Source organism: Agrobacterium tumefaciens, from assembly GCF_005221325.1.
GTDB lineage: Bacteria > Pseudomonadota > Alphaproteobacteria > Rhizobiales > Rhizobiaceae > Agrobacterium.
This window is the reverse complement of the sequence record NZ_CP039889.1, coordinates 2,075,734-2,097,089: the sequence shown is the minus strand read 5'-3', so window position 1 is coordinate 2,097,089 and position 21,356 is coordinate 2,075,734. Positions and strand designations below refer to the sequence as shown.

The following is a 21,356-nucleotide window of genomic DNA, read 5'->3' as shown; positions in this document are numbered from 1 at the left end:
CGGCGGCGACAGTGTTGATGGTCTTATAAAATGCGTTCCCGATCCGTGTTCCGTTCAGCGTTTCATTCCTGTCGTGGCGATGCCTTCGATCAGCAGCCGCTGGAAAAACAGGAAGAACAGGAAGACCGGCACCAGTGACAGGTTGGACATGGCGAAAAGCGAGGTCCAGTCCGAACTTCCGGTGGAATCCACGAAGGATCGAAGGCCGAGCTGCACGGTGTAGGTGTTGATGTCGTTCAGATAGATCAGCGGCCCGAAGAAATCGTCCCAGGTCCAGATGAAGGAAAAGATGGCGGCCGTCGCCAGCACCGGCAGCGACAAGGGCAGCATGATCTTCCAGTAGATACGGAAGGGCGAGCAGCCATCCATCACAGCCGCCTCGTCCAGTTCACGCGGGATACCGCGGAAGAACTGCACCATCAGGAAGATGAAGAAGGCGTCCGTCGCGAGGTACTTCGGCACGATCAGCGGCAGCGACGTGTTCACCCAGCCCATTTCCAGAAACAGGATATATTGCGGGATAAGCACGACGTGATAGGGCAACATCAAGGTGCCGAGCATCAGCGCGAACCAGAAATTGCGTCCACCGAACCGCAGCCTTGCAAATGCGAACGCGGTGAGCGAGCAGCCGACCACATTGCCGATGGTGGCCAGCACCGAGATGAAGAAGGAGTTCCAGAAGAACTGCCCGAAACTCACCTGCAGCCCGGTCCAGCCACGGATATAACCGCCGATATCCACCGACGAAGGAATGAGCGAGGAAGAACTGAACAGCTCATCCTGTGGCCGGAAGGAACCTGAGATCATCCACAGGATCGGATAGAGCATCGCGAAGGAAGCAATGATCAGCGCCGTGTGGAGCATCACCGATTTTAGCGGTGTGCGTTGCGGGCCTTGTCCGGGCCGAGGGGCGGTAACAGCGTCAGTCATCGTAATGCACCCAGTATTTCGCGCTGAGGAACGAGAAGGCCGTGAACAGCGAGATGATGATCACCAAAATCCAGGCAAGCGCCGAGGCATAGCCCATGCGGAAAAAACCAAAGGCTTCCTGATAGAGGTAGAGCGTGTAGAACAGTGTCGAGTTGATCGGCCCGCCGGTCCCTTCGGAAATGATGAAGGCGGGCGTGAAGGCCTTGAAGGCATCGATCGTCTGGATCACGGCGTTGAAGAAGATCACCGGCGTCAAAAGCGGCAGGGTAATGCGGAAGAACTGCCGCACCTTGCTTGCACCATCGATTTCGGCGGCCTCATACATATCCTGCGGGATTTGTCTCAGACCCGCGAGGAAGATGATCATCGGCGAGCCGAACTGCCAGACCGACAGTATGACCAGCGTGTAGATCGAATAATCCGGATTGGAAATCCAGCTTGGCCCTTCATAACCGAAGGCCTGCCAGAGGATCATGTTGACGAGGCCATCAGAGGCGAAAAGCTGGCGCCAGAGGACGGCGATCGCCACGCTGGAACCGAGCAGCGACGGCAGGTAGAAGATCGCCCGATAGAGCGTCAGGCCCTTGATACCGCGATTGAAGGCAAGTGCTACCAGTAGCGCGAAGATCAGCTTCAGCGGCACCGACAGCAGCACATAGGTAAAGGTGACCTGCATTGCGGCGGCAAATTTCGGGTCGGCGGTGGCGATACGCACATAGTTTGCCGCCCCCACCCAGTCCGGTGACTGCAACAGGTCGTAATTGGTAAAAGACAGATAAAGCGACGCAAGCGCCGGGCCCAGCGTCAGGCCGAAAAAGCCGATAAGCCAGGGCAGAAGAAACAGGTAGGCATGAATGTTGCGGTCAAACATCCGCCTCATGCCGCCCCGCTTCGGGAGAGCCGCGCCACGGCTCTCCCCCACAAGAGTTTCAGATCGAAAGGCCATACGCCATCACTTCCGTTTGATAACGGTTTCAGATTCCTTGACGAGGCGGTCACCGCCCTGTTCCGGCGAAATCTTGCCGAAGCCGACCTCTTCCGCCGTGCGTTTTAGGACAAAGGCGAATTCGCCCGCACCCGGGGGTGGCGCCGGCGGCAGATCGCCGACGCCGGGGGTAATCTCGGCGATATATTCCACCATGATCTTGCTGACCTCATCGAGCTTGGGGGTCAGCGCATTGCGCATGGATTCCGATGCCGGAACGCCGCGCTCGACACCGAGAATGTCGATACCCTCAGGTTCGGCGACGAGGAAGTTGATGAAACCAACCGCCTGCTCGATGCCGGCACTGCCATTGGCGACGCTGATGAGCATGGAGGGCTTCAGGTAGTGGCCGGATGGGCCATCCTTCTTGCTCTTCGGATAGGAGCTTATGGCAAGCTTGGACTTGTTGAGCTTCTGATAACCGACGAACTGGTTGGAATGGGCGAATGCAGTGGCCGCCTTGCCGGTCGTCAAAGGGTTGGTTTCGATATTGAGCTGGTCCAGCGCCTGAACATCGGCCGGCACACAGGCGCCGCTCTTGCGCAGGTCGGCCCACAGGGTGAACCACTTGGTCGCGTCAGTAGGATCAAAGCCGATGACGCCATCTTGCGTGTAAAGCGACTTGCCGTTCTGGCGCAGCCAGTTTTCGAAGCTCGGCTCCACGCCGCTCGCATCGGCCGTGGCATAATAACCGGGTTTCGGCTTGTTCTTGCTGAGCTTGGCGGCATTCTCGGCAAACTCTTCCCAGGTCTGGCCGATGGACGGCGGCGTCGCGCCAGATTTTTCCCAGGCCGCCTTATCGAAGAAGACCGCGCTGGAATTGACCCCGAGATTGATGCCGTAAAGCTTGCCATCGACCCTACCGGAATCGATGTTCATCTTGCCGAAATCCTCGATCTTCAGGCCCTTGCCGATATAGTCGTCAAGCGGGGCCAGCGCGCCGCGACGGCCATATTCGAAGATATAGCGATAATCCATCTGGATCAGGTCGGGCGCATTGCGGCCGGCCACCTGCGTGGCAAGGCGCGGCCAGTAATCGCTCCAGCCGGCAAATTCGCCGGCAATGTCGAGATCGGGCTTCACCTGTTTATAGGCCGATATCGCCTTGTTGGTACGATCGGCTCGCTCCTGTGACCCCCACCACAACATGCGAAGGCGCGCGGCCTGCGCTTGCGCCGACCCTCCCCCCAATGTTGCAAGCGACAGGGCCGCAAGCCCTGTTGAAAGCACAGTTCTCCTCTTAAGCATCATGGGCATTGGCAACTCCTCCCTATTGACTGCCAATTGATGATGAACGTAAACGACACTTGCCGTTTTATAACTAATTGGTTACATGGGAACACCGATCACCAACATTGTCAAGCGGGTGCTGAAATGCAAGAAACGACAAAAAACCAGCCACTCGATGCGGCCCCGGAAGAAACACTGCCGCCCAAGCGCAAACGCGCGACGACACAGGTGCGAAACCCTGAAAGAACCCGGGCTGCGATCCTCGAAGCAGCCCGCCGCGAGGTGGCGGCGAAGGGTCTGGCCGGCGCTCGAATCGATGTCGTCGCCCGCCGTGCCGGCACCAACAAACGGATGATCTATCATTATTTCGGCGACAAGGACGCGCTTTACCTTGCGGTTCTGGAGGATGCCTATCGCCATATCCGCCACACCGAGAGACGGCTTGACCTGACCCGCAAGGCCCCTTCGGAAGGTTTGCGGGAGCTGGCGCTTTTCACCTGGCACTACTTCCTCGACCATCCGGAATTCCTGAGCATCCTCGCCACCGAAAATCTCAACAAAGCCCGCTATCTCAGGCAATCTCCGGCGATTACGGCAATGCATTCGAATTTCATTTCGGAACTTGAAGATGTGCTGCGGCGCGGCAGCGACGCTGGCGAATTTCGCAATGGCCTCGATCCGATCGACGTCTATCTGACTATCGCTTCGCTCGGCGCCTTTTATCTGTCGAACCGGTTCACGCTCTCGACCATCTTCCAGCGCGACCTGACCGACCCTGCCGAACTGGAACGCTGGGGCCAGCACATCGTCAACACCCTGCTTGCTGCGGTGCGGCCGCTCTGAACCAGCCGAACCGAATTCCCCTTTAACAACAGTGACGACGCGTCATTCGCAACCGCGAAGCGCGTCGTTTTCTGTTGCGGCGCGGCGAAGACGCGCGATGACGGCGGCACGCGATATCCAGATTTTTCCCGTCAAAAACACCTTGACAGATCGCATCCTTCACGACCACAAATAACCAAATGGTTACAAATTGCCATGTTTGACGGAAGCGGCTTTCGGGAAAAGGCCGCCTTGGGAGGAAATTCATGAAACGTATCGGCGTCATCATGCACGGCATCACCGGCCGCATGGGTTACAACCAGCACCTCGTGCGCTCCGTTCTCGCCATTCGCGATCAGGGCGGCGTGCTTTTGAAGAACGGTGAAAGGGTCATGCTCGACCCTATTCTGGTCGGCCGTAACGGCGCGAAGATCGAGGAAATCGCCAGAAAGCACAATGTCGCCCGCTGGACGACCGATATCGATGCGGCGCTTGCAAACCCTGACGATACGCTGTTCTTCGATGCCGGCACGACGCAGATGCGCGGCAGCCTGCTGGAAAAAGCCATCAAGGCCGGCAAGAACGTTTATTGCGAAAAGCCGATTTCCGACACGATGGAAGAGGCGCTGGCGATTGCCCGGCTCGCCGAAAGCGCCGGCATCAAGCACGGCGTGGTGCAGGACAAGCTGTTCCTGCCCGGGCTGCGCAAGCTCGCCATGCTGCGCGACAGTGGCTTTTTCGGCAAAATTCTCTCGGTGCGCGGCGAGTTCGGTTATTGGGTTTTCGAAGGAGACTGGCAGCCGGCGCAGCGCCCGTCATGGAACTACCGCCTGAAGGATGGCGGCGGCATCATTCTCGATATGCTGTGCCACTGGCGTTATGTGCTCGACAATCTGTTCGGGCCGGTCAAATCCGTCAGTTGCCTCGGCGCCACCCATATTCCGGAACGTTTCGATGAACAGGGCAAAGCCTATAAGGCGGATGCTGACGATGCCGCCTATGCGACCTTCGAGCTGGAAGGCGGAGCCATTGCCCATATCAATTCCTCATGGGCCGTTCGCGTGCGCCGTGATGATCTCGTGACGTTCCAGGTGGACGGCACCCATGGTTCGGCGGTGGCGGGCCTGACCAAATGTTTTACCCAGCACCGCACCAACACGCCGAAGCCGGTGTGGAACCCCGACCAGCCGCAGACCATCGATTTCTACAAGACCTGGCAGGAGGTGCCGGACAATGTCGTCTACGACAACGGCTTCAAGGCGCAATGGGAGATGTTCGTGCGCCACCTCATCGACAACGAGCCGTGGCCCTATGGGCTGATGGAAGGCGTGAAAGGCGTGCAGCTTGCCGAACTGGGACTGAGATCGTGGAAGGAACGCCGCTGGCTCGACGTTCCCGCCATTTCGTAAGGAGGCTGATGTGAGCGAACTCAAGCTTCCAAAAGAAGATCGCAGCATCGAGGTCTACAGATTATCAGGCACGCCGGTCGCGGTTGAAAAACGAAGTGCCGCGGATTTCAACCGCGTCGCTTTCGCCGCCGCCCATGTGGTGGCCGATCCGCTTGCCGACAACGCCCCGTGGTTGACGCCCGCCATTGACTGGGAGGCGACCTTACGCTTCCGCCATCGCCTATGGGACCTCGGTCTTGGCGTTGCCGAGGCGATGGATACGGCGCAGCGCGGCATGGGGCTGGCATGGCCGCAGGCGCAGGAGCTGATCTCCCGTTCACTGAAGGAAGCAGCCACCCGCAAGGATGCGCTGATTGCCTGCGGCGTCGGCACCGACCATCTTGATAGTGGCAGCCATGACCTCAACCATATTATCGACTCTTACCTCGAACAGCTTGATTTTGTTCAGGGAGAAGGCGGGCTTGTGATCTTGATGGCCAGCCGCGCGCTGGCCACTGCTGCCCGTTCGCCGGATGATTATCTCAAGGCCTATGCGAAGGTCCTCTCCCATGCGGGCCAGAAGGTTGTGATCCACTGGCTGGGCGAAATGTTCGACCCGGCGCTTGAGGGTTACTGGGGGTCTGGCGACCACATGGCCGCCATGGAGACCTGCCTCGCCATGATCGAGGAAAATGCCGACAAGATTGACGGCATCAAGATTTCGCTTCTCTCCAAGGAAAAGGAAATCGTCATGCGCCGCCGTCTGCCGGCTGGCGTGCGCATGTATACCGGCGACGATTTCAACTATGCCGAACTGATCGCTGGTGATGAACAGGGCCATTCGGACGCGCTGCTCGGCATCTTCGACGCGATTGCGCCGGCCGCCTCCAAGGCTCTCGCCAGTCTGAAGCGCGGCGCGGACAATGAATTCTTCGACATTCTGGAGCCGACGGTGGCGCTGTCACGCCATATCTTCAAGGCTCCCACCCGCTTCTACAAGACCGGCGTGGTGTTCCTCGCCTATCTCAACGGGCTGCAGGATCATTTCACCATGGTCGGCGGGCAGGAAAGCACCCGCTCCACACAGCATTTCGCAGAGCTTTTCCGGCTGGCGGACAAGGCCAATGTGCTTGCCGAACCGGATCTCGCCACGCACCGCATGAAGGCGTTTCTGACTGTGCGGGGCATTAGCTAAAGCAGAACGAGGGAGGATAAAAGCATGAGCCTTGAAGGCCTTTCCATCAATTTCGCCACCGTGCGGCAGGGCGGAAATTTCAGCGCGATCGTTGATGCCTGCCTAGCGCATGGAATAACCGCCATCTCGCCCTGGCGCGAGCAGGTGCACGGCGTCGGGCTAACGGAAGCCGCGCGCATCGTTGAGCAGAACGGCCTTCGCCTCAGCGGCCATTGCCGCGGTGGATTTTTTCCCGCTCCCACTGCCGAAGGCCGCCGGCTCGCCATTGAGGACAATAAACGCGCTGTCGATGAAGCGGCCGCCATGAAGGCTGACTGCCTCGTGCTTGTCGTGGGCGGCCTGCCCGCCGGCTCGCGCGATCTCAAGGGCGCGCGGCAGATGGTGGAGGACGGCATGGCCGAGCTTCTGCCCTATGCGCGGGCCGCCGGTGTGCCGCTTGCCATCGAACCGCTGCATCCCTTTTATGCGGCCGATCGCGCCTGTTTCAACACGCTGAAACAATCGCTCGATCTCTGCGACCGGCTGGGTGCCGGCACCGGTGTCGCCATCGATGTCTACCACGTTTGGTGGGACCCGGAACTGGAAGAACAGGTGGCACGCGCCGGCAGGAACGAGCAGATACTGGCGCACCATATCTGCGACTGGCTGGTGCCGACTACCGATCCGCTCAATGATCGCGGCATGATGGGCGACGGCGTGATTGACCTCAAGGCATTTCGCGCCATGATCGAGGCCGCCGGCTTCCACGGTCCGCAGGAAGTGGAGATTTTTTCGCATCGCTGGCAGGCACGTCCGATGGATGAGGTTCTGTCCACCGTGGTCGAGCGTTTCAAGACCGTTTGTTGAGATATCCGGGAGAGTGACAATGCCTGAAAGGCTGAAACGCAAACGTTATGCGCTGGTCGGCACCGGCAATCGCGGCACCACCATGTGGGGCCGCGAACTTTTGGCCGGCTGGAGCGATTATGTCGAACTGGTCGGCATTTGCGACCTGAACCTGATGCGCGCCGAACGCGCCCGCGCCATGATGGGATCAAGCGCGCCGCTTTACGATGATTTCGAGCGGATGATGGTGGAGCAGCGGCCCGAACTGGTGATCGTCTGCACCCCTGACGATACCCATGACGACATCATTATCCGCGCGCTGGAAGGCGGGGCCGATGTCATCAGTGAAAAACCCATGACCACCACCCCCGAAAAGATCGACCGCATTCGCGCGGCGGAAGCCAAAAGCGGCCGCCGTGTCGATGTGTCCTTCAATTACCGTTTCTCGCCCACCGCCGCGCGGATCAAAGAACTGATCGACGACGGCGCCATCGGCACGGTTACCTCGGTCGACTTCCACTGGTATCTCGATAATCAGCACGGCGCGGACTACTTTCGCCGCTGGCACGCCTTCACCGAACATTCCGGCAGCCTGTTCGTGCACAAGGCCACGCACCATTTCGATCTTCTGAACTGGTATCTCGATTCCGACCCGGTGGAAGTGAAGGGCTTCGGGCAATTGCTGCATTATGGCAGGAACGGCCCCTTCCGCGGAACGCGCTGTCGCACCTGTCCGCACCAGGGTGAGTGCGATTATTTCATGGATCTCGGCGCCGATCCCTTCCTTGATGCACTCTATGAAGACCCGTCAAGCATCGATGGCTATATGCGTGACGCCTGCGTCTTCCGTGAGGAGATCGACATTCCCGATACGATGAGTGCCTCGATCCGCTACGCCAGCGGCGTGCAGGTTTCCTATTCGCTGAACACCTATATGCCAATCGAAGGCCATCACATCGCCTTTAACGGCCACAAGGGCCGCATCGAGATGCGGCAATACGAAAAGCAGCCGTGGACGGAGCCGCCGGCCGATGAAATCCTGCTGGTGAAAAGCTTCGGTGGCGGCGTCGAACGCATATGGGTGCCGCATGAGCCGGGCGGCCACTATGGTGGTGATAACCGCATGCGCGACATGATCTTCAAGCCCGGCTCCAACGACCGGCTGAGGCAACGGGCAGGATCACGCGCCGGCGCCATGTCTGTCCTCTGTGGCGTGGCGGCGCTGAGAAGTGCCCGCGAGGGCGGCTCCCAGCCGATAAAATCGCTGCCGCTGTGACCGATTCTGGCCCATGGGGTGTCAAGCCACGGGCCAAGGGCGGCAATTGCCAAAAAGAACAGACGATATTCCGCAGATTACGCGCTTCTTCCATGCCGGTAAAATGATCGCCGGGGGAAGAAAGAGTGAATCATGTCCAGTTTTGAATCCTTCGTTCCGCTCATCGTCATCGGCGTCAGCCTCTTCCTGTTTTTCAAATGGGTCGGACGCGATATGAACCGCGAAGAGAAAAAGCCGCGATCCCGCCGCTGACGGCTCATTGTCGGTCCGCAGCTTGCACGGTTGCGGAACTTCGCCCCCTTCCCGGCGTTTTCCTGCCAAAGGAGAACGCGCATGACGCAGCAGCAAAAACCGAAAACCGCCGACAAGACGCCATCGAAGGCAAGCGACATTCCGGCCGCCGGTCCGCACGCCAAACCCTCATTGACCGACCATGAAAAGACGCCGGGCGCAGGCACCCTGCCGGATGAGAAAAGCCCGGACGTGACCCCTGGCGCGGGCTGACAACCAGCCGCCCGGGAGTATCGTCAGGCAATTATTTCTGTAGGAAAACAGTAACTTAGATGATCAAATCGAGCGCAAACCCAATTTTCCGGACCCGGTCATTGCAAAATCGAAAATTGTGCCTATATTCATCTCATCGACCATTGCTTGTGACGTCGTTACCGGAACCTAGTGTTCCCCGTCGGATTTCCTCTCAAAAATCGATCTAATCCCGCAAGGTATCGCGGGAACCACAACGATTCTAAAAAGGAGATCGTTATGAACACTGGTACTGTTAAGTGGTTTAACGCCACCAAGGGCTTCGGCTTCATTCAGCCTGACAACGGCGGCACGGACGTTTTCGTTCACATTTCTGCTGTTGAGCGCGCTGGCATGCGTTCGCTGAACGACGGCCAGAAGATCAGCTACGAGATCGTTCAGGACCGCCGGTCCGGAAAAAGCTCTGCTGATAACCTTCAGGCAGCTTGATATTCGTCATTTTGGCCCCGCAGACCACGGATGTACTGGCTGCAGGTGCAAATGACTGTGAGAGGTCGGGTTAAAGCCCGGCCTTTTGTTTTTGGGCCATGGAGGTCCTCATGCGCAAAAAATCCTACCAGTGCGGCGACACGGTTTTTCTAAAACCTGGTGTTCTGGGTAACAGTCAGCCCAAAGGACCCGCCCGGGTTATATCGGTCATGCCCGAAGGACAGGGAGTCGTTCGCCTCAGGGTGCGTTTCCAGCATGAAAATTTCGAACGCAGCGTTGCGGTCGATGAAATAGATGCGCCCGCATCTGCAACCTCGGCACCACGCGCGAGCGAAGGCCCCGTGGTACGTGAGGCGGGATCGAGCTGGATCAACCTGAATTCCATCAAAATCAGAAAATAGCAGCCCTGGCTGCCTAAGGAGAAGCTTTTGCAAGTACTCGTCCGCGACAACAATGTAGAACAAGCCCTTCGCGTCCTGAAAAAGAGAATGCAGCGTGAAGGTATCTTCCGCGAAATGCGCGCGCGGGAATCCTATGAAAAGCCTTCAGAAAAGCGTGTCCGCGAACAGGCCGAAGCCGTACGCCGCCACCGCAAGCTGGAGAAGAAGAAGATGCAGCGCGAAGGCCTGCTGCCTGCGCCCAAAAAGGCCGCCCGTACCCGGTAATCGTTCGATACCGTTCTTCCGTGAAGGAGACTGCCATGGCCGCTACAAAAGAAGCTTTTTTCAAGCCCGGCAAACTATCCGCGCAGGACAAGGCGTCATTGACTGATAGCGCGGCAAAGCAGATCATCAACGCCGAAGCCGACCAGCGCGCCCGCAAGACGGAACGCCTTCGCCAGCTTCGCGAAGCACAGGAAGCGACTGTTGTTGCTTCCGAACCTGTGCCCGCGAAGAAACGATCCGGCGGGAAATAGCGGGCGGTTTTTTACCACCATCCGGTCAACACAGGAGGACGACGTCATGGCAAAGGGTCAATTGCGCAGCAACAAGGAAGTCCGCAAGCCGAAGAAGGACAAGACGAAAGCACCTGCAGCGACGCCAGCCGGTTCGCAGGTGAAGTTCGCGAACGCCACGACAGCGGACGGCAAAAAGAAATAGGGTGCAGCATTGGCCGACAAGTTGCGACAATAAAAGTATCTTTATGGATGCCGGACTTGTTTTGGCCACATTGCCCCACTAAATAATCTCATGGCAACTGCTGGTGAGCGCGGATGAAATCGTCGTTCGCAGTTGTTTTAGTCGCCTTAGACTTTTGACCACGGATGTACTGGCACTGGTGTTGAGAGCGATATGAGGAAGGTCGGTGCAATATTGCCCCGGCCTTTTTTGTTGCCTGTAGCGGCGCCATTTCAGATATTCCGCAGCCTGCACCGCTTTCCGAATTCCCTTGCCTATTCCACCCAACGGGCGCACTCTGCTTTATCGGTAATTAAAGGGCGTTGCCGCCGTCAGGCCTGTATGCCGTCCCCCAGCCCCTGTTCTGCCCCTTTTCATCGACCGGCAGGAACTACCCGGCATTTACATGACATTACATGACGGCAAGGGCCGGGAAAGGTTTCCCTGGCGCGCCCGTGTTTCGAAGCGTTGAAGCGTCAGGGCATCGCCTGCCCGACGCTCCGGCTTTTGTGAACTCACAAGAAAGGAGGACATCATGTCTTCCGCTTATGAAAATTGCATCATCACGTCGCAGGACCTCAAAATGCTCCAGTCCGTGCTGCAAGGCCTCGGCTATGATCGCCACACCATGGATGACGAAGTCGTTCTCTACAACAATGCAGCCCGCAAGGTGATCGAGCTTTTTCAGGATGGCTTGACCGACCCCGCCGATATTTCGGAGGAAATGCTGTTTCTGTTCGGCGTTCACAAATATGAACGCGTCAAACCATGGAAACCGCTGCCGCGTTACGCCATCCAGGGCCTGCCGCCCCTTTACCGGTGATTTAGAGCATTTCCGGACGCAAAACCGAGCGCATTTTTGCTGGAAATGCCCTGAGTGCCGGCAACTCGCGGCCAACCCGCGATTGAGCCGTCAAAATCACCGATGAAAATAGCGGCTTGGCAAAAGCCGTATATCAGGCAACACTGAAATTGGGCGTCCCGCGCGCGATTAGGCGTGCCGGGGGTGCTTGGGAATGGACTATGCTTCCGGCTGAGTTGCGCAAGACCATGACCGGTCTGCGCTGAGCCCGAACGATTTCCATACCGGCGTTGCGTCTGCGTGGAGGGTTAGTATGACGTATGACTGGAGCGGCCGCAGAATGCGGCGCATGCGAGCGGCAAAACTGACGATCATCAGCCTCGTCGCAGCCTTCGTGCTGACGGCTCCGATTTTCGCCCATATTTGAAATCTGCGGCCCGCCCGCTGGACTAGACCGGCTGGCGGATTTCCGCGTGTTTTCTCAGGCGGCTTTTCAGCCATTTCTGAACGGGCTGGTCGTAATAGACCGTCAGCCACCATGACAGGCAGGTTACGGCAACAAGGAAAACAATGCCGGCCGGCAGGGCGATGGTTTCCCGCGTGGCCGCCGGCACCAGAAACTCCGTCCAGGCCAGAAGCGGAATATGCAGCACATAGACCGCGTAGGATGCCGTGCCGAGAAACACCGACACCGCACCCACTTTCGGACCCGGCAGGGTCTTGCTGGCCACGAACAGCAGCAATGGCCAGACGAGCAGCACAACAACGAGATCGAAAAATGGCCGCAACTCCCGTGACATGGGCACCGCGAGGACCAAGCAGACCAGCAGCAGGCAAAGGGTGGCCTGTACGGGCTTCAATGCCGGCACGCGATTGCGGAAACGGTAGATCAGCACGCCGGCAAAGAATGAGAAAAACACCCGGCCCATGCCGGCATACATTTCCTGCCAGCGGAAACCGGCATGCAGCTTGCCGAATTCCGCCGCCGCCACCATCAGCACGATGGCGCTGACAGCAAGCACCAAAACAGTCTGCTTCATCGTCGCCCGTACACCCCAGCGGGCATAAAACGCATTCACTACCAGTTCGTTGAACAGCGACCATGCAGGGCTGACCAGAAACAGCGCGCCGTTCAGGGTCAGCGTGAAGGGTGCCGGCAGGAAAAGCAGCCCTGTGACGAGGGCAAAAGCCAGCTCGCCGGGATAGATGCGGCGATGCAGATCATCGATCGGCGTCGGCAGGCCCAGCACATAGAGGCAGACGAAATAAGCAGCCATCAACGCCAGCGCCAGCACATAGAGCGGATAAAGACGGGCAAAGCGCGCCTTCATGAAAAAGCCCGGAGTGATTGCCCCCTCATACAGCTTCTTGCCATAGGCATGGGCCAGCACGAAGCCGCTGAGCGCAAAAAACAGGTCAACGGCGAGATAGCTCGAGGCCGGATCTCGACCGAAAAACTGCTCCGCATGGCGGTGAACGATAAAAAGCGCAGCCACACCCCTTATGCCGTCAAGCAGGATGAAGCGTTCCGGGGGTGACTGAATCATGGCATTGGGGCTCGGTGACACTGGATTCCGGTTATATCGCAAAAACGAGGTTTATCCCGCCGCGGTTCATTTCTTCCAGTCACAAACCGGTCAGCGCAACCCGGATTTTATCCGCGCCGCCCATATATCACCGGATTCGGCAAACATTCGGCTTCAGCGAGCCAGAAGCAGGCTTTCCGCATAGGCCATCATCAGCGGCCCGACACCCTTCGCATCGTCGGATACGACCGGCTCCGTCAGATAATAGTCCGGCGTTCCATCGCGATAATTGCCATCGAAACCGCCGAGCCCGGCGACATGCACGATGCCGGTCAGTCGGACAACACCCTGCTCTTCCGGCTCAAGGCGTGTCTCCAGAAGTGCGGCAAGCGCTTGGCGACCAGCTAAAAGGGCGTTCGCTGCCTCCTCGCCCTGCAAGAGCCCGAGCCGCACCGCACGCAGCAGGGCATAAGCGAACATGGCGGAGGCGGATGTTTCCGCGTAATTGCCGGCAAGGCCCGGATTGTCGAGCACCTGCATCCAGAGACCGGCCTGCGTTTGCCGTGCGATGATATCAGCCAGAAGACGTCGCGTCCTCTCGCGAAGCTCGGCCGTCGCACCGTCGTCCGGCAAGATGACCAGCGCATCCACCAGCGCCATGGCAAGCCAGCCCACCGCCCGCGCCCAGACGGCTGGCGATTTGCCGGTCGCGGGATTGGCCCAGCGTTGGCTGCGGCTCTCATCATAACCATGAACGTAAAGACCACCGGCATCCGCCGTCAGTGCAAGCGCCGCTGAAAACTGCCGTAGCGCGTCCTCGATCAGCTCGGGGCGGCCCATCGCCTGCCCATATTCGATCTGGAATGGCAGCCCCATATAGAGGCCATCGAGCCAGACCTGATGCGGATAACGCTTCTTGTGCCAATAATTGCCGGCATTGGTGCGCGGATGGCTCTGGAGCTGGCCTGCCAGATGCCCTGCAGCTGCCAGATAACGTTCATCGCCCGTTTCCGCCGACAGGGGAAAGAGAATACGCCCGGCAAGAATATGGTCGATATTATATTCCTGCGGATCATAACCGGCGAGCGTTCCGTCCGCGGCGATCTGGGTATCGGCCAGACGGTGCAAATGGTCGTTCCAGCGGGCCTCGCCTGTCGCCTCGAACAGCTGCTGCAGACCGCGATAGATACAGCCATCCTCGTAACACCAGCTCCCGCTCTTGTAGTACTCGTATCGAATAGAGAATTGATCAAAATATTCAGTGGCTTTCATGGATTTTCTCAATCGAAATCTGACGAAATGGAAACAGAGGCGTCACTCAGAAGCGCCGGATCATCGCAGACGACATCCGCCTGCTCGAAAACAATCGCCTCGTGGCGCATGGGGCGCACGCGGTCGGCCATGATCGGCGGCGTCGCGACGGCCGAAGGGTCATGCGAGACGATGGTGAGGTTGCGGAGAAGGATGTTGCGGATGGGAGCCTCCGGCAGACCGAGGAAGGCGCCCGCCGCATGGGCGAGATTGCGGATTTCGACGTCTTCCACGGTGATGCCATCGATAAACGGCGTGCCACCATTGGCCAATGCCGGGTTTCGCGACTGCACCCAGTCATCATGCCCATCGGCGTCACAATGGTAGTGAGCATTGGCTGAAAGTGCGGTCTGCACACCGTCCAGCAACACCCGGCGCATGGCGATGTTGCTGACCGTACCGCCGCGACCGCGCCGCGTCTTGAGGCGCAGGCCGCGATCCGTGCCGATCATATCGCAGTCCTCCACCGTCACATCATGGACCCCGCCGGACATTTCCGAGCCGATGACCAGCCCGCCATGGCCGCGCTGCATCAGGCAATGGCGCACGCTGACGCCGCGCGTCTCCGCCAGATGGTCTTGCTCGCCATTCGGCCCGCGTTTTCCCGCCTTCACCGCGATGCAATCATCACCCACGGAAAAGCGCACGCCTGATATCATCACGTAACGGCAGCTTTCCGGGTTGAAACCATCGGTATTGGGGCTGTCATGGGGGGCGATGATGGTGAGACCGGCGGCCGCCAGATCGTCGCAGCCCTGCGGGTGGATCGTCCATGATGCAGCATTGCGGATCGTGAAACCCAGAAGCTGTGTTTTGCGGCAGGACACGAGATGCAGGCCGCGCGGCCGGCGCGCGCCATCACGGGTTTCCTTCGGCCAGCTCCACCAGTCGCCCTTGTCGCCGGAACCATCCAGGATGCCCCTGCCCTCGATCACGAGATTATCCGCCCCGACCGCATAAACCGGCGCGGCGAAACAGGCATCCGGCAATCCCTCCCAGCTGCCGAGCATTCGTCCGGCCTCATCGCGAGCGGGAAGGATCGGCCAGCCGTTGCGGATGGAGGGCGCGCGCAGCACGGCACCCTCCGCAAGGTGCAGCGTCATGTCGCTTTTCAGCCGCACCGGAAACGCCGTCCAGATACCGGGACCAAGACGCAGGGTGCCGCCGACAGGCACGGCAGCGACGGCGTTCTCGAGCGCCCGCGCATTGGCGTGTGCGCCCTCTTCATCGTCAAGCGCAATATCCGACCGCAGGGAAAACGCTGTGGCTTCGACAAGCCCGGCACAGGCAACGGTCCTGAATTCTAGACTGCCGGACCCCTCGGCTTCGAAGACATAGCGCGTATCCGGGCGCAGATCATGCAGCAGCGTCACCACGGTCGTGGTTTCGCCGTGCTGCCTGTCGCCATCCGGCGAGGACAGTCGCCATGCCGTTTTGGACGGCAGGTGATAGCGCGCACCCGGCGCAGCAAGGCAAAGCGCCGCCGTTCGCGCCGAAAGCGCGATGATAAGGGGTTCGTTCATGCTCTCTTCTCTTCTTTCACGCATGTCCGGTCAATCTCCTGCCGGACATGTAGCCTATCACCCGGCAACCGGATAAACGGCCCGCCGCAGTTGCGCGGCGGGACCTTCTGCTTCAATCGAACTTGGCCAGAACGTCATTGGTGGAATCGACGATCTGCTCGGCCGCCTCTTCTGCCGTCAGTTGGCCATAGGCATATTCTTCCAGCGTATCGATGAAGGCCGAACGGATTTCCGGATGTTCGTTAAAAGGCGAAACCACCGGTCCCGATGCCGCCATGACGATGGCGTTGGCGACACGCACTTCCGGTTCACCCTTGTTGCCCAGACGCTCCGCCGCAGCCTTGGAGGCTGGCAGGCCGCGGGAGGTGCCGAGTGCATCAATGCCCTCGGGTTCGTTCAGCAGGCAGTTCAGGATTTGCGCGGCCGCTTCCGGATTCTTCGAGTTTTTCGAGATCGAAAACACCATGGAAGGTTTGCGATAGACGCCTTCGGTCACCGCTCCGGCAAGCTTCAGCATCGGCACGGGTTTCAAAACCTGCCCCTCCTTCAGGGGATCGGCATATTTCGAATAGGTCGAATCCCATTCGTAGGAGCCGGCAATGCGGCCTTCGGACCATGACGGTTTTTCATAGAGATTGACGTTTCCATCAGCCGCTTCCTCTTTCTGGGAGCGGATGGAGCCGGTTTCGACGAGCTTGCCGACAAACGAGATGCCTTCAGCCAGCTCCGCCGGTGTCCAGGCGACGCGGTTCGTCTTGGGATCGACCAGATCCTTGCCGGTCTTCTGCACGACGGCCAGCGTTGCAAGCAGCTGGGCGGTCTCCTTCACGGCGTTGAAGGTATAATGGTCCTTGCCGAGCTTTTCCTTGATGGTCTTCGTTGCCGCGAAGAACTCATCCCATGTCTTCGGGATTTCGACACCTGCCTTTTCGAAGGTAGTGGCGTTGAAGAAAAAGACACGGCCAGTGGTGGAGAGGGATAGCCCCTGCAACACGCCGTTCATCGAGCCCGCCTCCAGATCGCTCTTGGCCCATTGCGACAGATCGAGCGGTTTCAGCTGGCGCAGATCGGCAAAACCCTCGCCGTTCTTGGAAAACAGCGGCAGCCACGGCCAGTTGACCTGAACGATATCGGCCTCCGTCTTGCCCGCCATCTGCGTGGTGAGCTTTTCGAGATAACCGTCGAAACCGGTGAACTCGCCCTTGACCGTGTGGCCATATTTCTCGCCGCAGGCGGCAATCGCCTTCTGGGTGGCGACATGGCGGCTTTCGCCGCCCCACCACGACATGCGCAGTTCCGCAGCACCCGCCGCCGGCGCGGTTGCCATCGCCACATAAGCGGCACCGGCGAGCATCGCCATCATTCTGGTCATCATCTTCATTGTTCTTCTCCTCCTCGAAAAATCAGGCACGCCCGTCCCCTCCTCACAGTGAGACGTTGCGGCCATCGGCCTTGTCGAAAATATGCAGCTTCTCCGGGTCCGGCTTCAGCCGCAGGATGCCGTCGCGCCCGAGCGCCTCGAATTCGGCCGCCCCCACCACGCTCACCAGCTTCTGCCCGCCAAGATCGGCGTGCAGATAGACCTCGTGCCCCATGAATTCTGCATTGGTGAGTTTCGCCTCCAGCGCCGGACCATCAGCTTCCCCCGCCAGCGAAAGATGCTGCGGGCGGATGCCGATGACGGCATCCGCCGGTTTTGCCGAAAGACGCCTTTCAAGATGCTCGCCGATGGGCAGACGCTGCCCGCCGATGACGAATTCCGCACCGTCGATCGCCACATCCACCAGGTTCATTTCCGGCATGCCGATGAAACCGGCCACGAACAGATTGGCGGGGCGGTTATAAAGCTCCTTCGGCGTCGCGACCTGCATGATGCGCCCCGCCTGCATGACGCAGATACGGTCGCCCATGGTCATGGCCTCCGTCTGGTCATGGGTGACATAAATAACCGTCGAGGACAGGCCTTCCGCTTTCAGCTGGCGATGCAGATCGGTAATGCGCACCCGCATCGAAGCACGCAGCTTGGCATCGAGATTGGAAAGCGGCTCATCGAACAGGAACACGCCCGGTTTCTTGATGAGGGCGCGGCCCAGCGCCACGCGTTGCGCCTGCCCGCCGGAAAGCTGCTTCGGCAGACGATCCAGCAGCGGCTCGATTTCCAGAATGCGGGCGACGTTGTCGATTGCCTTTGCGATCTCGGGCTTGGCGACACCGGCGATCTTCAAGCCGAAGGCCAGATTGCCGCGCACCTTCATATGCGGATAAAGCGCATAGTTCTGGAACACCATGGCAATGGAGCGCTTGCCTGGCGGCAGGTCGTTGACACGCTGGTCGCCGATCAGGATTTCGCCGCCGGTGATTTCCTCCAGCCCCGCCACCATACGCAGCGTCGTGGATTTGGCGCAGCCGGAAGGGCCGACGAACACCATGAACTCACCATCCTCGATTTCGAGGTCGATGCCGTGTACCGCCTTGAAGCTGCCGCCATAGACTTTTTCGAGATTTTTAAGTTGAACGCTTGCCATTTTCAGCCTTTGACCCCGCCAGACGAGATCCCTTCAATGAAATACCGTTGCGCCGCGAAGAACACGATCAGCGCAGGCGCGATCGTCAGCACCGACATCGCCAGGATGCGGTTCCATTCAAAGGCTTCGGTGGTGTCGATGGAGAGTTTGAGCGCCAGGCTCACCGGATATTTATCGACCGAGGACAGGTAGATCAGCGGTCCGAGGAAATCGTTCATCGTCCACATGAACTGGAACAGGCAGACCGAGATCAGCGCCGGCGCCAGCATCGGCACGACGATATAAACCAGCGTCTGCAGGCTGTTGGCGCCGTCCACCCGCGCCGCCTCTTCCATGTCCGATGGCAGCGAGCGCAGGAACTGCACCAGCATGAAGACGAAGAAGGCATCGCCCGCGAGTGCCGATGGCACCCAGAGCGGCAGGAAACTATCGAGCCAGCCGAGATCGCGGAACAGGATATACTGCGGAATGCGGGTGACGACATTCGGCAGCAGCAGAATTGCTATGACCGAGCCGAACAGGATTTTCTTCAGCGGAAAATCGAAGCGGGCAAAAGCATAGGCCGCCATGGTGCAGGAAATCGCGGTGCCTATGACCTTCGGCAGAATAATCAGGAACGAATTCCAGAAGAACCGGCCGAATGTGTAGGGCGTCGAGGTTTGCCAGCCGCGGATATAGCCGTCCAGCGTCGGGTTGTCGGGGATGAAACCCGCACCGGAGAAGATTTCCGAATTGGTCTTGAAGCTTGCGCCCACCAGCCAGATCAGCGGGTACAGCATGACGAGGCCGACCGCGAAGAGAAGCACGTAGCGCACAGAGGTGGAGAGCAGCCTGAGCCTTGCCCGGCGGGCCGCCTGCATCTCGTTTAGGGTTGCGATATCGGTCATGGCATCAGTTCCGCTTGTCGCCGGCGTAAAAGACCCACTTCTTCGAGGACCAGAAGGCCACGAGGGTCAGCACGGTAATGATGGTGAAAAGCACCCAGGCAATGGCAGAGGCATAGCCCATGTTGAACTTCTTGAAGGCCTCGTCATAGATGTAGAGAGGCAAGAGGTAGGTGGACTTGAGCGGCCCGCCCTGGGTGATGATGTAAGGGCCGTTAAACTCCTGAAACGCCTGCACCATCTGCATGATGAGGTTGAAGAAGATCACCGGCGTCAGAAGCGGCAGCGTGATGAAGAAGAAGGTCTTCACTTTGCCCGCGCCATCGATGGCGGCCGCTTCATAGAGCGACTTGTCGATGGATTGCAGCGCGGCGAGGAAGATTACCATGGCCGAACCGAACTGCCAGCAGCGCAGCAGCGTGATGGTGAAAAGCGCATTGCCGGGATCACCGAACCAGTCCACGGGCGAAAGGCCGATTGCCGCCAGCGCCATATTGGCGAGCCCCTCGCTTGCGAAAATATAACGCCACAGAACCGCAATCGCGATCGAGCCTCCAAGGATGGATGGCACATAAAAGGCGGTGCGGAAGAAATTGATGAATTGCAGCTTGTAATTGAGTATCGCCGCGATGAAGAGCGCGAATGCGAGCTTCAGCGGCACCGTCAGAAACACGTAGAACAGGGTGACGTTCAGCGATTTCATGAAGGTACGGTCGCGGGTGAAGAGCCGCTCGTAATTGGCCAGTCCAGTCCAGCTGGGATCGCTCATCAGGTCGTAACGGGTGAAGCTGAGATAGAGCGAGCCGAGAAACGGTATCGCGGTGAAGACCAGCAGCCCGATGATATAGGGCGTCAGATATCCCAGCCCCAGGAAGCGCTGAGATTTCACGATGCTCCTCCCCGCACCCCGATGGGACGCGAATGACAGAATACAATTTCGTACAAGTGATTCTCCTGGAACGGCCGGCGGCGGACGCGCGAAAGCGCGTTCTATCGCCGCGACCGATCTCCTCCCTCATTGATACGGCGCGTAAAAGCAATTTGTTCGATGACAAAACCAAATTTCCGCGCCAAGGTGAATTAACAAAGATGAGGAAAAAGATGGACGAAATCGAAGGCGGCATTCTATCCTCCATTCCGCCCGCGGCGCTCAACCTCAACCTGACGCGCGCGACGATCAAGATGGAGCATTCCCGTACCTGGCAGATCGACAAATCCAATCAAGTGGACGATCTCATCATCTGTCTGGAAGGACGCGGGCATTACCTGGTGGATGGCGAAGCGCGGGTGCTGGAGCCGGGTGACGCCATGCTGATTTTCAGGGGGCAGCGCTTTGTCGGCTGGAACGAGCAGGCCGTGACCTATCGCGGCGTGGCGCAGCATTTCTCGCTCGATATTTACGGCCGCCACAACCTGATCGCGCAGATGGATTTGAAGCCAAAGGTGAGGCTGAGCCGTTGGCCGCTGCTGGAACCACTCGTTCGCCACTACCGGCAGACCGCCCCGCCCTCCTCCGTCACACTCGGCCAGCACCATCTCTTCATGGTGCTGCTGATCGCCTTCATTGACGATGCCTTCCTCGGATGGGTGGACCGACCGAGTTTCCAGCCGGAGGGCACGGAAGGCCTCGACCTCGCCGTGATGAAGGCGATCACCATGATTTCGGCCAATCCGCTCGACCCCGACATTGCCGGCAGGGCAACGGAGGCCGCACCCTATAATCGCGATTATTTCCTGCGCGAATTCCAGAAGCGGGTCGGTCGGACGCCTCGGAAATATCAGGAGTTCAAGCGCATGGAACGCGCCATGCATTTTCTCGAGGCGGGGCTTTCGGTCTCGGCCGCGGCCGCCGAAGTGGGTTATGGCGACCCCTATTATTTTTCGCGCATGTTCAAACGAACGCTGGGCTTAAGTCCGCGCGACCATATGAACCGGATACGCCGCAGCCGGCACGGCAATCTCATGGCCTTTGACGAACACGAACAGCAGAGGCTGCTTGCCACTGAGACGGAAAAGGCCCCGGCATAGCGGGGCCTCCTCGTTT

Annotated in this window: 23 protein-coding genes; 13 read left to right on the top strand and 10 right to left on the bottom strand. The window is 59.0% G+C overall.

Features of this window, described 5'->3' with window-relative positions; translation table 11 throughout:
- Positions 1-54: 54 nt before the first annotated feature.
- The 3 genes from CFBP5499_RS24580 to CFBP5499_RS24570 all read right to left on the bottom strand — a co-directional run bounded on the left by CFBP5499_RS24580 (position 55) and on the right by CFBP5499_RS24570 (position 3,172).
- Entirely contained in the window at positions 55-930 is an 876-nt protein-coding gene (locus CFBP5499_RS24580; RefSeq protein WP_080827719.1) for a carbohydrate ABC transporter permease, read from the bottom strand.
- The gene (locus CFBP5499_RS24575) at positions 923-1,810 is read right to left on the bottom strand and encodes a carbohydrate ABC transporter permease (RefSeq protein ID WP_080827720.1); all 888 of its coding nucleotides are present in this window, start codon (positions 1,808-1,810) and stop codon (positions 923-925) included. Before CFBP5499_RS24575 ends, CFBP5499_RS24580 begins: the two co-directional genes overlap by 8 nt.
- A 72-nt stretch (positions 1,811-1,882) precedes the next feature.
- Positions 1,883-3,172: an ABC transporter substrate-binding protein gene (locus tag CFBP5499_RS24570; protein ID WP_080827721.1), complete on the bottom strand. Its 1,290-nt coding sequence runs from the start codon at positions 3,170-3,172 to the stop codon at positions 1,883-1,885.
- 117 nt (positions 3,173-3,289) lie between these two features.
- Between CFBP5499_RS24570 and CFBP5499_RS24565 the strand changes: the two genes are divergently transcribed.
- The 12 genes from CFBP5499_RS24565 (at position 3,290) to CFBP5499_RS24515 (ending at position 11,564) form a co-directional block, all read left to right on the top strand.
- Entirely contained in the window at positions 3,290-3,988 is a 699-nt protein-coding gene (locus CFBP5499_RS24565) for a TetR/AcrR family transcriptional regulator (RefSeq protein WP_080827722.1), read from the top strand.
- 245 nt (positions 3,989-4,233) lie between these two features.
- A complete protein-coding gene (locus CFBP5499_RS24560; RefSeq protein WP_175416884.1) occupies positions 4,234-5,376 on the top strand; it encodes a Gfo/Idh/MocA family protein in 1,143 nt (380 codons plus the stop codon).
- 10 nt (positions 5,377-5,386) lie between these two features.
- Positions 5,387-6,550, top strand: coding sequence for a dihydrodipicolinate synthase family protein (locus tag CFBP5499_RS24555; RefSeq protein WP_080827723.1), 1,164 nt, complete (start codon positions 5,387-5,389; stop codon positions 6,548-6,550).
- A 24-nt stretch (positions 6,551-6,574) separates the two neighbouring features.
- Positions 6,575-7,396, top strand: a complete 822-nt coding sequence (locus tag CFBP5499_RS24550; RefSeq protein ID WP_080827724.1) for a sugar phosphate isomerase/epimerase family protein — start codon at positions 6,575-6,577, stop codon at positions 7,394-7,396.
- A gap of 19 nt (positions 7,397-7,415) precedes the next feature.
- On the top strand, positions 7,416-8,651 hold the full coding sequence (locus tag CFBP5499_RS24545) for a Gfo/Idh/MocA family protein (RefSeq protein ID WP_080827725.1): 1,236 nt from the start codon (positions 7,416-7,418) through the stop codon (positions 8,649-8,651).
- 333 nt (positions 8,652-8,984) lie between these two features.
- Positions 8,985-9,155: a hypothetical protein gene (locus CFBP5499_RS30175; protein WP_175416883.1), complete on the top strand. Its 171-nt coding sequence runs from the start codon at positions 8,985-8,987 to the stop codon at positions 9,153-9,155.
- A 258-nt stretch (positions 9,156-9,413) separates the two neighbouring features.
- Positions 9,414-9,623 carry a cold-shock protein gene (locus CFBP5499_RS24535; RefSeq protein ID WP_003508146.1) on the top strand — a complete coding sequence of 70 codons (210 nt, stop codon included), beginning with the start codon at positions 9,414-9,416 and terminating at the stop codon, positions 9,621-9,623.
- A gap of 110 nt (positions 9,624-9,733) precedes the next feature.
- A complete protein-coding gene (locus CFBP5499_RS24530) occupies positions 9,734-10,024 on the top strand; it encodes a cold-shock protein (RefSeq protein WP_080830089.1) in 291 nt (96 codons plus the stop codon).
- A gap of 27 nt (positions 10,025-10,051) precedes the next feature.
- Complete coding sequence (rpsU, locus tag CFBP5499_RS24525; protein ID WP_080827726.1) at positions 10,052-10,288, top strand: 30S ribosomal protein S21; 237 nt, start codon at positions 10,052-10,054, stop codon at positions 10,286-10,288.
- Positions 10,289-10,323: 35 nt separating this feature from the next.
- Positions 10,324-10,539 carry a hypothetical protein gene (locus CFBP5499_RS24520; protein WP_080827727.1) on the top strand — a complete coding sequence of 72 codons (216 nt, stop codon included), beginning with the start codon at positions 10,324-10,326 and terminating at the stop codon, positions 10,537-10,539.
- Between the two features lie 46 nt (positions 10,540-10,585).
- Positions 10,586-10,723 carry a hypothetical protein gene (locus CFBP5499_RS30170; RefSeq protein ID WP_173990225.1) on the top strand — a complete coding sequence of 46 codons (138 nt, stop codon included), beginning with the start codon at positions 10,586-10,588 and terminating at the stop codon, positions 10,721-10,723.
- Positions 10,724-11,276: 553 nt separating this feature from the next.
- A complete protein-coding gene (locus tag CFBP5499_RS24515; protein ID WP_080827728.1) occupies positions 11,277-11,564 on the top strand; it encodes a hypothetical protein in 288 nt (95 codons plus the stop codon).
- A 428-nt stretch (positions 11,565-11,992) separates the two neighbouring features.
- Here CFBP5499_RS24515 and CFBP5499_RS24510 read toward each other — a convergent pair whose 3' ends face one another.
- The 7 genes from CFBP5499_RS24510 to CFBP5499_RS24480 form a co-directional block, all read right to left on the bottom strand.
- Positions 11,993-13,090 (bottom strand): acyltransferase family protein, encoded by a 1,098-nt coding sequence (locus CFBP5499_RS24510; protein WP_080827729.1) that lies wholly within the window; start codon positions 13,088-13,090, stop codon positions 11,993-11,995.
- Positions 13,091-13,243: 153 nt separating this feature from the next.
- The gene (locus CFBP5499_RS24505) at positions 13,244-14,341 is read right to left on the bottom strand and encodes a glycoside hydrolase family 88/105 protein (RefSeq protein ID WP_080827730.1); all 1,098 of its coding nucleotides are present in this window, start codon (positions 14,339-14,341) and stop codon (positions 13,244-13,246) included.
- A gap of 8 nt (positions 14,342-14,349) precedes the next feature.
- Positions 14,350-15,903 (bottom strand): glycoside hydrolase family 28 protein, encoded by a 1,554-nt coding sequence (locus CFBP5499_RS24500; RefSeq protein ID WP_080827731.1) that lies wholly within the window; start codon positions 15,901-15,903, stop codon positions 14,350-14,352.
- 112 nt (positions 15,904-16,015) lie between these two features.
- Positions 16,016-17,284, bottom strand: coding sequence for an ABC transporter substrate-binding protein (locus CFBP5499_RS24495; RefSeq protein ID WP_080827732.1), 1,269 nt, complete (start codon positions 17,282-17,284; stop codon positions 16,016-16,018).
- A 43-nt stretch (positions 17,285-17,327) separates the two neighbouring features.
- On the bottom strand, positions 17,328-18,428 hold the full coding sequence (locus CFBP5499_RS24490) for an ABC transporter ATP-binding protein (RefSeq protein WP_080827733.1): 1,101 nt from the start codon (positions 18,426-18,428) through the stop codon (positions 17,328-17,330).
- 2 nt (positions 18,429-18,430) lie between these two features.
- Positions 18,431-19,315 carry a carbohydrate ABC transporter permease gene (locus CFBP5499_RS24485; protein ID WP_080827734.1) on the bottom strand — a complete coding sequence of 295 codons (885 nt, stop codon included), beginning with the start codon at positions 19,313-19,315 and terminating at the stop codon, positions 18,431-18,433.
- A gap of 4 nt (positions 19,316-19,319) precedes the next feature.
- Positions 19,320-20,201, bottom strand: a complete 882-nt coding sequence (locus CFBP5499_RS24480) for a carbohydrate ABC transporter permease (RefSeq protein ID WP_080827735.1) — start codon at positions 20,199-20,201, stop codon at positions 19,320-19,322.
- Between the two features lie 212 nt (positions 20,202-20,413).
- Between CFBP5499_RS24480 and CFBP5499_RS24475 the strand changes: the two genes are divergently transcribed.
- Entirely contained in the window at positions 20,414-21,340 is a 927-nt protein-coding gene (locus CFBP5499_RS24475; RefSeq protein WP_080830090.1) for an AraC family transcriptional regulator, read from the top strand.
- Positions 21,341-21,356 lie beyond the last annotated feature (16 nt).

What these genes read in the sequence shown, in the direction of transcription:
- CFBP5499_RS24580 (WP_080827719.1), bottom strand. Translation starts at nt 930, where the DNA reads ATGACTGACGCTGTTACCGCCCCTCGGCCCGGACAAGGCCCGCAACGC.
- CFBP5499_RS24575 (WP_080827720.1), bottom strand. Translation starts at nt 1,810, where the DNA reads ATGAGGCGGATGTTTGACCGCAACATTCATGCCTACCTGTTTCTTCTG.
- CFBP5499_RS24570 (WP_080827721.1), bottom strand. Translation starts at nt 3,172, where the DNA reads ATGCCCATGATGCTTAAGAGGAGAACTGTGCTTTCAACAGGGCTTGCG.
- CFBP5499_RS24565 (WP_080827722.1), top strand. Translation starts at nt 3,290, where the DNA reads ATGCAAGAAACGACAAAAAACCAGCCACTCGATGCGGCCCCGGAAGAA.
- CFBP5499_RS24560 (WP_175416884.1), top strand. Translation starts at nt 4,234, where the DNA reads ATGAAACGTATCGGCGTCATCATGCACGGCATCACCGGCCGCATGGGT.
- CFBP5499_RS24550 (WP_080827724.1), top strand. Translation starts at nt 6,575, where the DNA reads ATGAGCCTTGAAGGCCTTTCCATCAATTTCGCCACCGTGCGGCAGGGC.
- CFBP5499_RS24545 (WP_080827725.1), top strand. Translation starts at nt 7,416, where the DNA reads ATGCCTGAAAGGCTGAAACGCAAACGTTATGCGCTGGTCGGCACCGGC.
- CFBP5499_RS30175 (WP_175416883.1), top strand. Translation starts at nt 8,985, where the DNA reads ATGACGCAGCAGCAAAAACCGAAAACCGCCGACAAGACGCCATCGAAG.
- CFBP5499_RS24535 (WP_003508146.1), top strand. Translation starts at nt 9,414, where the DNA reads ATGAACACTGGTACTGTTAAGTGGTTTAACGCCACCAAGGGCTTCGGC.
- CFBP5499_RS24530 (WP_080830089.1), top strand. Translation starts at nt 9,734, where the DNA reads ATGCGCAAAAAATCCTACCAGTGCGGCGACACGGTTTTTCTAAAACCT.
- CFBP5499_RS24520 (WP_080827727.1), top strand. Translation starts at nt 10,324, where the DNA reads ATGGCCGCTACAAAAGAAGCTTTTTTCAAGCCCGGCAAACTATCCGCG.
- CFBP5499_RS30170 (WP_173990225.1), top strand. Translation starts at nt 10,586, where the DNA reads ATGGCAAAGGGTCAATTGCGCAGCAACAAGGAAGTCCGCAAGCCGAAG.
- CFBP5499_RS24515 (WP_080827728.1), top strand. Translation starts at nt 11,277, where the DNA reads ATGTCTTCCGCTTATGAAAATTGCATCATCACGTCGCAGGACCTCAAA.
- CFBP5499_RS24510 (WP_080827729.1), bottom strand. Translation starts at nt 13,090, where the DNA reads ATGATTCAGTCACCCCCGGAACGCTTCATCCTGCTTGACGGCATAAGG.
- CFBP5499_RS24505 (WP_080827730.1), bottom strand. Translation starts at nt 14,341, where the DNA reads ATGAAAGCCACTGAATATTTTGATCAATTCTCTATTCGATACGAGTAC.
- CFBP5499_RS24500 (WP_080827731.1), bottom strand. Translation starts at nt 15,903, where the DNA reads ATGAACGAACCCCTTATCATCGCGCTTTCGGCGCGAACGGCGGCGCTT.
- CFBP5499_RS24495 (WP_080827732.1), bottom strand. Translation starts at nt 17,284, where the DNA reads ATGAAGATGATGACCAGAATGATGGCGATGCTCGCCGGTGCCGCTTAT.
- CFBP5499_RS24490 (WP_080827733.1), bottom strand. Translation starts at nt 18,428, where the DNA reads ATGGCAAGCGTTCAACTTAAAAATCTCGAAAAAGTCTATGGCGGCAGC.
- CFBP5499_RS24485 (WP_080827734.1), bottom strand. Translation starts at nt 19,315, where the DNA reads ATGACCGATATCGCAACCCTAAACGAGATGCAGGCGGCCCGCCGGGCA.
- CFBP5499_RS24475 (WP_080830090.1), top strand. Translation starts at nt 20,414, where the DNA reads ATGGACGAAATCGAAGGCGGCATTCTATCCTCCATTCCGCCCGCGGCG.